The following is a 12,254-nucleotide window of genomic DNA, read 5'->3' as shown; positions in this document are numbered from 1 at the left end:
TCAAAGCTGTAGCCCTTATTTCGTATAGCTTAGAGCTTTTCTTAGTGCCATTCAGGTCTGATCCTTAAGACTTGGTAAACATTCGCCATTGCCAACACTCTGGCTTCATATTCACGCACATCAACCTTAGCCGTCAATGAAAGCGAAAATTTATTCTGCAAAGAACTCTCTACATAATCTGCATGAGCAAAATCTGAATATTCTATCAACTCTTCGCCATCCTTGGTGACGCGTCGAGGCCCAGAGATTCCATCCCATGGTAAATTACCAACCTGGCCAATTTCTGCATCTGTCAGTGGGCTGACGGTGGGCCAGATGGGATTTGGCTGAAACGTCCGGGCTGCATCAGGAGCTACTGCGGGCCAAAATGTACTAAGTGCTGCACAAAGTTTGGAGTCCTCTGGAAAAGGACTGCCTAAGCCGTAGCTTGCTAAGTGTTCCACTTCGTTGGTGCGATCAAAACTTACATCCCAACCAGGAGCAAACACTCCCGCCGCCGCATCTGGAAGATATGCTTGTCGGATTGTTGGGGAACCATTCAATGGCATTTGTCGCACCGAACCTTGATGGGGTAAAGAGACAATTGCAGTTACAGTTTTATCTTCTGGTCGAAAATCAACATCTTCTAATTGCAGGTTGGGAGCAAAGCGATTGTCAGATAACGTTTTTGGCGGAACTTCCCAGAGATTCTGTCTAAGTCTGCTAGGTACTGATTGCTCTGTCCATTCTAATAGCTCTCGCTGGTCGCAACTCGGGAAAAAATCTGGTGCAGTTACCAAAGAATAGGCTGGCACATTACGAGGAATTGCCACCGCTAACTCTGGACATATTGCTTCAATCGACCCATCGCCTGTAAAATCAAGGTAGTGTTGAGCATCGTAGCCACCTGCTTTCACAATCGCTTCCACATCTTTCTGGTCGTTGAGATTTACTTGTTGACCATTGGACAATATTTGATGGCGGACATGAACATACTCTGGAGCGTGTCTTGCTCCTGTCGTTTCATCCGCAGGAATTGCTAGGCTAGAAGATAGGGTTGGACTATCCGGTGGAACTTTAAAGGTGAGCAGCTTTGCTTGGTAAGTAGCTGCTTCAATAAGATTTGGATGAACAACTGGAACTAAAAGCCCTGTGCCAAACTCAGACGCTGTTGTAAATTCAGCAATGCCTTCTGTAAAAGTAAATGGCGGGTTACTAATGTCTGGTTCATCCCAGCCTGTGTTTTGTAGTACTAAATGAATCCGCCGCAGTTTTTGATTGACATGATGAGCTTTTATTGCTACTTGTAAGTCAAAGCCACGAATGCATTCTGTACCGTTAAATAACTTGTGGAGGGGAACCCAGAATAGTCTGTTATCATCTCCATCCTGAAAACGCAACGGGCCAAAGGTATCTTGATTACCAGTGCGTTGAACTGCAATATATGCAGAATAACGGGCTGGCAAGACGCGAAAAGTTTCTTTTAAGTCACCTTCCACGGCTGGGAGAAATCCGCGCAGTTTATCATTATATAGTGGTTGAGCGGTTCCGACTCGCGCCACACCTGTGCGCGAAAAACAGAGATCAGCGTGCTGACGGTGCACAGTTTCCGAAGCTGGGCGATATTCACAAGCAAACACAGCGATCGCTAACGGTTGTCTTTGAGCCAGAACTTGCAAATCTTGTAAAGAAGGAGGCTGCACTCCATAAACAAAATTTTCAATAATTTCGAGTTCCGCTAGGGTGGGATATGCGCTGAGATTAGCACTTACAACATTGGGTGAAGCCAAGGCATGAAACAGCAAACTCCGAGATGGATTTCCTGCTTCTATTCCTCGTTTCCCTTCAAAGGCAAAATCTTCAAACCCTACTATCTGACGATTGATAGCTGGTAGTTCTTTAGTTAATTCCTGCTGGAGGTTTGTTGCTGTGATATCTAGCCCTTGCTGGAGTAGCAAGTCTCGCCAGCCAACAGAGGCTAGGCGATCACAAACCTGTTTAACTTCATCAATGAAAGCCATAATTTATATCCTCAAATATCTTGTGGGGTGCGTCGAAAAGCCCATTGAAAATTTGGTGGTCTTCAATCAATTGGGGATTCAGATCCGCGACTGATAGCGCAGCGTTAGCAACGTAGGAGCGTCGGAACGAGCGTCTTGATTATGACCGGAGGCGGAGCGTCTTTGGCTTTACTCCTGAATTCTAATTTCTGAATTCTTCTTCAACTACCTTCTCTAAGGATGGTGGCGATTTAAAAGAACTAACGCTACTTTCTGATGTTGAAAGCTTACCACCTACAACTCCCTCCCATGAATAGTTACAGATTTTAGTCCGAAGCAATGTACCAAACGTCAGGTTAATTGCCAGGGCGAAGGAATCGATAAAAATTAGATTCACAAAACGATCAATCATTAGTGCCTTTTTAATTTATAGTTTTGCATCAAGTGATATCTGTTCTGTCACTACACATGCCACAATCTCTTTTCCAGAAATGCTACGCTAGCAATTTGCTGGACAAATGGCATTTTCAAGTTTGTTTGGGAGCAATCCTTTTAATGAGAGTATGCCTTTGTGGCGATGTCTACGATGGTCACTGAGCTTGTCGTACCACTTGCCTACAGCACGCTCCGCGAACGTGGATCTTGCTACGCGCAGCGTCTCGTAGAGAAGTGCGGGCTACGCCGGAGCAAGTGCGTTAATGTCACAATTTTTGGAAAATTGGCTGATCAAGGTAACTCTCGACGTTCCTTGACTATTGCTGTATCGCTCGTACTCATAAGTTTAGTAATTGCTAAAATTGCTTGTGGTTCAGCGCTGGTGATCGCTGTTGCTGTACTATTACTAGATATTAGGTGTACAGGCAACGCAGGTAACCAATGTTGCGAGAATATACACTCTTGATGCTCAATCGAATAGTCGCATCAACACAGTTTACATGACTACTTATTTTATCGGTGGTGCTGTAGATACTAGCATTGGTCTATTATGCTGGCATCTTGGTGGCTGGAATTTGGTGACTTGGCAAATGTTATTTTTCACTTTGCTTGCATTTTTTATTATCCTCAGACCTCAAATAACTACAGCAAAAATAAATAATCAATAATCAAATTCTCGTTATTCTTTTTGAGCCAGTAATTGTCCTCTAGCTTTTAAGTTACTTACATTTTACTATTTATTGTACGTAAGCAATCTGTATAATCACTACATTAAGGGCAGTTATACGGAATAAGGCTTGATTTTATATGAATGTGTATGATACTGTGCCTTCATCCACAAACTACAGTTACTTGATAAGTTAACCGGAGTTGGTGGCTACACAGTGTGCATCAAACAGGAATCACTCTTTATGCCAAAAGATTGGTATGAATGGCACGACCTCTACAACACTGAGCCAAAATTGCAGCAGCGTCTAGAAATCGTGCAGGAATATATTGCTTATAGCTTGAATGCTTCACCAGATGGCGCTATCCGAATAGTGAGTGTTTGCGCGGGTGATGGACGAGATTTACTAGGAACTTTAAAAAATCACCCTCGAATAAATGACGTATACGCACGACTTGTTGAACTTAGCCCCCAGTTAGTTGAACGTGGACGAGCAACTATAGAATCTTTGGGTTTAGTCAAGCAAATTGAGTTTATCAATGGTGATGCAACTCTTGCCACTAACTATGTAGGAGCCGTACCAGCAGATATCGTGATTGTGTGTGGTGTCTTTGGCAATCTGGCACAGGAACCTGAACTCAATCGCTTACTAGATAACCTGAGTTTTCTGAGTAAACCAGGTGCTTTCGTCATCTGGACTCGTGGACACTCTAACGGTATTCCCTACTCTGACAATGTGCGAAAAATTTTAAGTGCATCTGGATTTGAGGAAGTAAAGTTCAAGCTTACGGCTACAGGAGACATGGGTGTTGGTCTTCATCGATACCTTGGTGAAAACTTGCCTCAACCCAAAGAGCAACAGTTATTTGTGTTTTCCGGTATTCCTAGTAAAGCGAGGTAAAAAATGTCTATTCAAAACACAGTGTCAACTTGGGAAGAAGTTTTAGAGACTGCTAGAAAAAATACCCCCGCGCGTAGAGTAAAGAGGACAGGACAATCTCCTTCTACTGCACCAATACCCAGCAGTTTACATAAACTTCCCCCAAACACAGAACCGCCAGTCTTGCTTTATCGAGATACTAATTCCTGGTGTCCTTTCTGCGAACGAGTTTGGTTTGCTCTAGAAGAAAAGGAAATTCCCTTTGCAACGGAGTTTATTGATTTAAGTAATAAACCCAAATGGTACACTGACCTAGTTCCTACAACCCTTGTCCCGGCAGCAAAAATTGAGGGTAACTTAGTATATGAATCCAAAGATATTCTCTTGGCTTTAGAAGAAAAGTTTCCTTATCCATCATTACTATCTGAAAATCCAGAGGAAAACGCTGTTGTTAGACAGTTGGTTGAAGAAGCTGAGACTAACGGTTTTAAAGAGATTGCGTACAAATTCCTGAGAGAAGCACTTGTAGATGCTGATGAGTTGGCAAACTTACAAGCAGCATTTGAGGCGAAGTTAGATGAACTTGAGCAAGCTTTGGCTAAATATCCTAGTCCCTACTTTGTCAGTACATTTAGCTTAGTAGACATTGTGTATAGCCCCCATCTAGATAGATTGGCGGCTAATTTACCTGTGTATCGGGGATATCACCTTAAAGGAAATCCTCGCTTTCCTCGCATTAATGCTTGGTTTGATGCACTTAATCAGCGTCCTGCTTATCACAGGGTGAAGTCGGATAATATCACCAATAATTTACTGTTGCGTCGCAGATGGGGTGTTGAACCGATTGGAAATCCTTTACCTCTGGATGTGGCAGATAGTGAGAAAATTCAATATCGAGCCGAAGCAGCTGAAAGACTGAGCGATAATCGGGAAGTTGCGATCGCAGATATTATCAAAAATTCTGGAGTCCAAGCAATAGCCGCAGATGGTGATTTCACCACAGTTAAGAACGCTGTTGATTTTCACCTGCGACAACTAGCTGATTATCTCATTCATGGCAATGGCGAAACTTTACCGGGTGGTCGGACTGGTGGTAAAAATAGTAGTGTTGATCCCATCTTCGCTGCTGTGGGGGCGATCGCTTTGGCATATTTGAGAAATCGCATCTGCGCCCCCCGTGATATGAGTGCTGGTGCAGCAACCGCGTTTCGAGCAGCGATCGATAAATTGTTGACATCTGTTTATTGAAGGCAGAAGGCACGAGGTTAGTAAGTTTTACTCAGCACTGGCTCAACGCCACGCTACCGCTAACAGCACTCTAAAACACTGTTTGACGTAGTTCTGGAAATACTTTGGAGACTTTGCTCAATAGATAATCGCCATAAGTCCCGCGAAATTTGTGGACACTGGCTTTATCCCAGCGATCGCTTTGATCATCATTCACTAATACATCATTTAGTTCAATAGGTTTGACTTCAACGTTGAAATTGGGATCAAAGAAAAATGGAAATGACAGGCGATTACTTGTTGAGAGGTTTTGAACGCGGTGGGGTGTTGAGCGATACAGTCCTCGTGTCATGCGATCGAGCATATCCCCAATGTTACATACGAATGAACCAGGTATAGGAGGTGCATCTATCCAACCAGACTTTGATTTGACTTGTAATCCGCCTATATTATCTTGCTTGAGTATAGTTAATACTCCGTAATCTGTATGTTCGCCAACACCCCATTCAGATTGAGATGATGAATTAGGAGGGTAATTGAAAATCCGAAATAATATCAATGGGTCTTTTGTATAACGGTCTACAAAGTAGGACTTTTCTAACCCCAAACTCAGAGCAATACCAGCCATTAAGGTGTGTCCGAGTTTGGTCATTGAGTCTATATAATCCAGTACTGTTTCCCTAAATTGGGGAATGTTGGATGGAAAAAGATTGCAACCGTGCATTGGTGTACCAGCTTTCACAAGTGGGTGATCTTTTTCTAGTTCTGCACCGAAGTAAATACCTTCTTTTAAGTCAGGTCTACCTGATGTCAACTCATTACCCACGGGGAAATATCCTCGCCATGCTCTACCACCAAGAGCCATACGAATCTTCAGTTTTGTTTCTACGTCCTGTGCAAAGAACTGTTGACTGAGATGTTCTAACTGCTCTTGTAGTTGTTCATCAACTCCATGTCCAACGATATAGAAGAAACCGTAATCTTGGAGAGCTTGTCTAATTTGGTTTGCAACTACATCAGAATAGTTGCTAGTTTGAGAAACCAATGTACTAATATCAATAACAGGAACTTGTGAAAACTGTTTATCCACAACTTGTAATATTGTCATACTCCGGTTCTTTTAGTCATGCGTAGGCTAATAACTAGACTACACAATAAATTACATCAATAACCATAATGTTGGGTATGGCGATCGCTAGCCTTAGAGGATGTTGTAAAAGTCCTCTTGCCGATAGAAAAAGGTTTTAGATACCTCCTAATTCCCCCAATAAATTGGGGTACTTTGATTCTGATTCTCCCCTTAAAAGGAATACTTTTATTTCAGTTTAACCCTTTTTAAGGAGGTTTAGGGGAATCAATAAGTGTAAAGATACAGCCGACCACTTTTCAAACAATCTCTTAGTCAAGTGCTTAGAAAAAGTATTTTGAGTATAAATTTGTAAATTTTATTAATTAAAACGATAATTCGATAGAAATACCGTAGTATTATCTAAATAATTGTCATTATTTCTGTAAACAACAATAATATACTGAACAAGGAGTATTTTATTATCTAATATCAGTTCTGTAAAAATCTTGTTAATCTAAAAATAAACATAATCCAGGAATATGCAGTATAATCAACTAGGTAATAGTGACCTCAAAGTTTCCGAAATTTGCCTTGGCACAATGACTTATGGGCAGCAAAATACTATTGAAGAAGCCCATCAGCAGCTAGATTATGCGATTAAACAGGGAATTAACTTCATTGATGCGGCTGAGATGTATCCAGTACCAACCAGTGCTGAAACCTATGGCTTAACCGAAACTTATATTGGAGAATGGTTAAAACATCAGCAGCGAGATAAACTAATAGTTGCTACTAAAATAGCGGGGCCTGGTCGAGGCTTTAAATGGCTACGTGATGGAGCTAAAGCCATTGATCGGCATAATATCAAACAAGCTGTAGATGATAGTCTGAAAAGATTGCAGACAGACTATATTGATTTATATCAAATCCATTGGCCAGATCGTTCTGTACCACGTTTTGGACAAACAGTTTTCGACCCTGATCAAGTAGGGGAAACAGTTCCTATCACTGAACAACTAGAAGTTTTTGCTGATGTCATCAATGCAGGTAAAATTCGGTACATTGGCTTAAGTAATGAAACTCCTTGGGGCATTGCACAATTTAGTCATGCAGCTAAACAATTAGGATTACCTAAAGTTGTTTCTATTCAAAATGCCTACAATTTACTCAATCGAATTTTTGATGGGGCGCTTGCAGAAGCAGTTTATTACGAAAATGTTCCTTTATTAGCTTATAGTCCTTTAGGATTTGGCTATTTAACTGGTAAATACCTCAATGGGAAACCAGAGAAAGCAAGAGTTACTTTATTTGAAAACTTTGGTCAGCGATATTTAAAACCAAATGTTAGCAAAGCAGTAGCAGCTTATGTAGAAATTGCCAAACGTTATCAACTAAGTCCTGCACAATTAGCGATCGCATTTGTGCGGAGTCGTTGGTTTGTTGCCAGTACAATTATTGGTGCTACTACACTAGAACAACTCAAAGAGAATATAGAAAGCATCAATGTAGTTCTTGATAAAGATATCTTGACTGAATTGGATGCAGTTCATACTCAATATCCGAATCCAGCACCATAGAGCGCCTGAATAAGTGCCTTGGCTCTAGTTCAATTTTAGATTTTGAATTTTGGACTTCACTGAGCGAAGTCGAAAGATTTTCGATTGAATTAATTGCCAAAGCTAATAAAGCAATCCTATTTATACAGGAACATCAACATGGCTGAAATTAAGATATATAGTGCGGTTGTTTGCCCTTATGCTCACCGTTCGCGTTTGGTACTTCAAGAAAAAGGCATCGACTTTGATTTGATTGAGATTGATTTGCAAAACAAGCCAGAGGGATTTAAAGATATTTCTCCTTATGGAAAAGTACCTGCGATCGCACATAATAATCACCGAGTTTGGGAATCGGCTGTAATTAACGAATATCTCAACGAGGTATTTCCAAATCCACCGCTTTTGCCTAGTAGTTCTATTGCTAAAGCACAAGCTCGAATCTGGATTGATTTTGCTAATACTCGATTTGTTCCAGCTTTTTCTGCTCTCTTGCGTAGTCCCGATATTCAACAGCAAGAAGCAGCTAAAGAAGAACTATCTAAACATCTGGAATTTATCGAGAATGAAGCTTTAGGGAAGTTATCAGGAGAAGGCCCCTACTGGTTTGGTGAATCCATTAGTCTGGTTGATTTCACCTTTTACCCGTGGTTTGAGCGTTGGCCTGCACTAAAGCACCATCGAGGCTTTGCACTACCAGAGGAATTTACTGGTCTACGTCGATGGAAAAAGGCTTTGAAACAACGTGATTCTGTGGTGGCGATCGCTAATAGTAAGGACTTCTACATAGAGCGATATGCTAGATTTGCCACCCCTGTTGCTGCCTAGCACTGCTTTTTGTTAGTCAAAAAAATTTGATTTTTTCTTAAGTTGTCACCACTCAAAAAGATTTTGAGTGGCGAAAAACTAAAGATATAGGACTTACGCAAAAGTACACCCTGTAGGGGCAATACCTTGTCTTAAGCCGCAACTCTTGGAGACGCTCTTGCGAATGCGTCTAGATAAATTGTCCTAAAAAAAATAAGGGTTTCGACTATTGTTTGTGTAAGTCCTGTTCCACTCAGCAACGCCGAATTTTTTTGACAAAATGTACTTGCTTTTTACAGTTAATCATGCAAAACTGCTATATGAGGAATAAAGGACTAAAAAGTTCCCGACTTACAGTAGTTAAATTAAAAGAATCTTGCCACCACCAGGGTAGTTATTTTGTAAAAGTGCTTGCCGGGTCAGGCTTTAAGATTAAGCAGACTCAACAGAACTTAAGGAGAAGCAGTGTTGATTCAAAAATGTTGTTGCCCAGTTGACTGAAAAATCACTGATTTATACTCTTACTCTTTGTGTGAAATTAGTTGATAATTTATATCAGCAATGCCAAAGATTAAATCTTGGGAATTGGACGAACTATACCTCCTCGTGTTGCAACTGCATCCTATTTTGATAATGTTCCAATTCCCATTTCCTCATCCATACTCACCACAAGCAGAAAAATAGACAATGGTGCAACTATTAGTTAAAGAAGAATCAAAATATTAGATTCAACATTATTTATCTGGGAAAAGTTTGACTCAATTTTCTCAGTATAAAAATTTTGTATACTAATCATATTTGATTTTTAAAATTATCAATGTGGTGCGCGAAGCGCGATAGGCAAGGAGTAGGCAGAGACGCGATTAATCGCGTACTAGGGAATATGGAGTTACGCTTTTCGAGTGACGAGCTTTTTCAGAAATAAAATCATAGTTTTAGAGAACAAAAATGACTATATATAAAAGATATAAAAGATTGGAAATTACATCTTATTTAGCTCCCAATTGGTTTGGATTTTATCAGGCGATCGCAGCTTATTTAGGTCGTGTTTTAAAATTAGAAGTCCAACTACAACAAGGTGAATATGACCCGTTAGAAGACCCCCTATTATTTCAAGACCAAATAGACCTAGCTTTTATTTGTGGATTACCACTAATTCGCTATAGTCAAATAGTTTCAAATCAATTGCAGACATTAGTTGCGCCAGTAATGCAATCATCACGATATAGCAACCGTCCTGTTTACTATGCAGATGTAATTGTCAATGCTAATAGTAATATCAAAAAGTTTACAGATTTAGCAGGGAAAACATTTTGTTATAATGACCTGGGTTCTAATAGTGGTTATAATTTACTCTGTCATAAATTAATTAAAGAAAGATATCCTGAAAATTTCTTTGGCAAAACGCTACAATCAGGCTCGCATCAGCGTTCAATTCGCTGGGTAGTTGAGGGATTGGCAGATTATGCAGCGATTGATAGTGTGGTGCTAGAACAAGAATTAAAGGATTTTCCCGAATTATCACAGCAATTGCGTGTGGTGGAAGTACTGGGGCCTTGTCCGATGCCACCTTTAGTGGTAGCACAGCATCTAAATATATCTTTAATTCAGCAAATGCAATTGGCACTACTCCAACCAGATGCAGAGTTGCAAAGAGTGATGGAACAGTTTGGAGTCAGACGTTTTGCAGCAGTGGAATTGAAAACTTATCAGATATTACATCATACCATTTTGAATTTTAGATTTTAGATTTTGGATTGGAAACCGCTTACTGTATCTGGGTTTTCTCTGTCCATCTGTCGCAATCATTTTTCAAATTGGTATCAGATTTGTAGCGTAGGCGTAGCCCGTCGTAGACATCGCTCTTTTGTTGGTCTGTCTAGGTAAGATATAAAAGGAAAGCTCACGCAGAGGCATGTGCTGACAACACCGCATCTTGATAAACTTGTCCAAATAATACTCGCTGTGCATGACTCCCTCCAATCTCATGCAAGCGTGGTAAAACAGGTTTCAGCTCTGCAAGAGTCGTGTTGAAATCGCCTTTGGCATGAGCTACCATTCCTCTAGCGGCGGGAATCGCTACCTCTATCCAACTCCGTCGCAGAAAAGGATTAATACTCAAAGTGTGATACTGTATACTCTGAAGCATTTGGTTCACCCAATCATACTGTCCGGCTTTGGCAAGGGCATAGACATAATGCAAATCCTGGAATGGTAATGCGTGTTCATCAATCCGGCTGTAAAGGTAAGGACTGATGCCTTGCCAACGGTTCTCCACATCTACACCACGTAATTCTAGGCGCAATAATAACGAAATTGCTCCTACTTGGTCTTTAGGAGATTGTTTATTAGCACGTTCCCAAATATGCGTATCATAGAGTTTGAGAACTTTTTGGTAGTTTTTTAACTGCAAATAATATAGTGCAATGTGCCACCAGTTGTGAGTGTAGAGCATAGAGTTGCAGTTTTCCCAGGTATCTGCAAAACTCTCCATCCAAGCTATCCCCTCATCGACTCTTCCTTGAGTTTCCATGACATGAGCGATCGCATGATGTGCCCAAGGATCAGATATATTTAAAGCGATCGCTTGACGAGCTATCTTTTCTGCTGCTTTGAGTTGGTGACATTGTTCTAATCCAAAAGCTACCATGCCATATAAATAATGTTGTTGGGGATTGCTAGGTAAAACCTTCTGGGCAATTTCCAGTAATTTTTCTTTATTGCCTATATAAAAATAGTGATATTGTCCCTGCTGCACAGATATTAAATCACGGGGAAATTGATTGGCAATCTCTTCATGAGTGGCGATCGCTACATCAATTTCTTTATTTGCCCAAGCTAAAATCGCTTGCACATATAACTTTTCTCTGATAGTAATCTTGTCTAAATTCTGTTGTGCTGCTTGCAGATATGGTAAAGCTCGCTGCCAAGCTTTACTATTTTCTTGGGTAAGATAATAAGCGGCTGCATAAGCATGAGCTAAAACACAACTCGGATCTGCTGCAATTGCTTGCAAAATCGCTGTTTGTGCATCTTTGCCATAACCAAGCACCTGATCAATAAAACGGTTAATGGCTGCTATCGCATTGCCTGAATCTGTTGTAACTACTAGTCCTTGTGCATCTTTAAGCATAATTAATTCCTTGCAGCAAGATTTATGAGGCAGAATAAACTACGGTAAGTCTATAGAAATAATGGGGTTATAAGCTAGAGTATGTCATAGTTACCATGAAACTGCAAGTATTAAACTACAAATACTCTATTGATTAACCGTATTTGGCTGTGTAAAGGTATTGCTTTGCTTAACTGGCTGTGCAATATAGCTTTTCCTAATCAAATGAGGTACATCATAGCCCTCTGAGGAGGCATTAGACATAGGAGTGAAAAAGAATTGTTTTGACGTAGCAATGCTATGTCTCTACAAGGGTTCTAGATAAGGCATATTTAATTTCTGGAAATGTCTAGTAGGTGAGATAAACGATATTAGGATTTTTGTACCTGAGCAAGATATCATTTTTACGAAGTATTCAAATTTGAACACTTCGTAAAAACGATAGTAATTCTCAACGGTTTTGTATTTACCCGAATGGCACTAAGAAAAGCTCTAAGCTATACGAAATAAGGGCTACAGCTTTGA

Annotated in this window: 11 protein-coding genes; 6 read left to right on the top strand and 5 right to left on the bottom strand. The window is 40.4% G+C overall.

Annotated elements, in window-relative coordinates:
• Positions 1–41: 41 nt before the first annotated feature.
• The 3 genes from ACFFAP_RS29240 to ACFFAP_RS29230 form a co-directional block, all read right to left on the bottom strand.
• Positions 42–2,000 carry a hypothetical protein gene (locus ACFFAP_RS29240; protein WP_375514517.1) on the bottom strand — a complete coding sequence of 653 codons (1,959 nt, stop codon included), beginning with the start codon at positions 1,998–2,000 and terminating at the stop codon, positions 42–44.
• 181 nt (positions 2,001–2,181) lie between these two features.
• Positions 2,182–2,391 (bottom strand): hypothetical protein, encoded by a 210-nt coding sequence (locus tag ACFFAP_RS29235; protein ID WP_375514516.1) that lies wholly within the window; start codon positions 2,389–2,391, stop codon positions 2,182–2,184.
• Positions 2,392–2,705: 314 nt separating this feature from the next.
• Positions 2,706–2,843: a hypothetical protein gene (locus tag ACFFAP_RS29230; protein ID WP_375514515.1), complete on the bottom strand. Its 138-nt coding sequence runs from the start codon at positions 2,841–2,843 to the stop codon at positions 2,706–2,708.
• 71 nt (positions 2,844–2,914) lie between these two features.
• On the opposite strand from ACFFAP_RS29230, the gene ACFFAP_RS29225 reads away from it, so the two are divergent.
• From ACFFAP_RS29225 to ACFFAP_RS29215, 3 genes are all read left to right on the top strand, one after another.
• A complete protein-coding gene (locus tag ACFFAP_RS29225; protein ID WP_375514514.1) occupies positions 2,915–3,082 on the top strand; it encodes a hypothetical protein in 168 nt (55 codons plus the stop codon).
• Between the two features lie 243 nt (positions 3,083–3,325).
• Positions 3,326–3,982: a class I SAM-dependent methyltransferase family protein gene (locus ACFFAP_RS29220; protein ID WP_375514513.1), complete on the top strand. Its 657-nt coding sequence runs from the start codon at positions 3,326–3,328 to the stop codon at positions 3,980–3,982.
• 3 nt (positions 3,983–3,985) lie between these two features.
• Positions 3,986–5,209, top strand: a complete 1,224-nt coding sequence (locus ACFFAP_RS29215) for a glutathione S-transferase family protein (RefSeq protein ID WP_375514512.1) — start codon at positions 3,986–3,988, stop codon at positions 5,207–5,209.
• 70 nt (positions 5,210–5,279) lie between these two features.
• Here ACFFAP_RS29215 and ACFFAP_RS29210 read toward each other — a convergent pair whose 3' ends face one another.
• Positions 5,280–6,296 (bottom strand): isopenicillin N synthase family dioxygenase, encoded by a 1,017-nt coding sequence (locus ACFFAP_RS29210; RefSeq protein ID WP_375514511.1) that lies wholly within the window; start codon positions 6,294–6,296, stop codon positions 5,280–5,282.
• Positions 6,297–6,796: 500 nt separating this feature from the next.
• Between ACFFAP_RS29210 and ACFFAP_RS29205 the strand changes: the two genes are divergently transcribed.
• The 3 genes from ACFFAP_RS29205 (at position 6,797) to ACFFAP_RS29195 (ending at position 10,366) form a co-directional block, all read left to right on the top strand.
• Positions 6,797–7,834, top strand: a complete 1,038-nt coding sequence (locus tag ACFFAP_RS29205) for an NADP(H)-dependent aldo-keto reductase (protein WP_375514510.1) — start codon at positions 6,797–6,799, stop codon at positions 7,832–7,834.
• Between the two features lie 138 nt (positions 7,835–7,972).
• Positions 7,973–8,638, top strand: coding sequence for a glutathione S-transferase family protein (locus tag ACFFAP_RS29200; RefSeq protein WP_375514509.1), 666 nt, complete (start codon positions 7,973–7,975; stop codon positions 8,636–8,638).
• A gap of 927 nt (positions 8,639–9,565) precedes the next feature.
• A complete protein-coding gene (locus ACFFAP_RS29195) occupies positions 9,566–10,366 on the top strand; it encodes a PhnD/SsuA/transferrin family substrate-binding protein (RefSeq protein WP_375514508.1) in 801 nt (266 codons plus the stop codon).
• Between the two features lie 154 nt (positions 10,367–10,520).
• On the opposite strand, the gene ACFFAP_RS29190 is transcribed toward ACFFAP_RS29195, so the two are convergent.
• Complete coding sequence (locus ACFFAP_RS29190) at positions 10,521–11,750, bottom strand: tetratricopeptide repeat protein (RefSeq protein ID WP_375514507.1); 1,230 nt, start codon at positions 11,748–11,750, stop codon at positions 10,521–10,523.
• Between the last annotated feature and the right edge of the window lie 504 nt (positions 11,751–12,254).

The organism is uncultured Nostoc sp. (genome assembly GCF_964245575.1).
Taxonomy (GTDB): Bacteria; Cyanobacteriota; Cyanobacteriia; order Cyanobacteriales; family Nostocaceae; genus Nostoc.
This window is presented reverse-complemented; position numbering and strand designations above follow the sequence as displayed.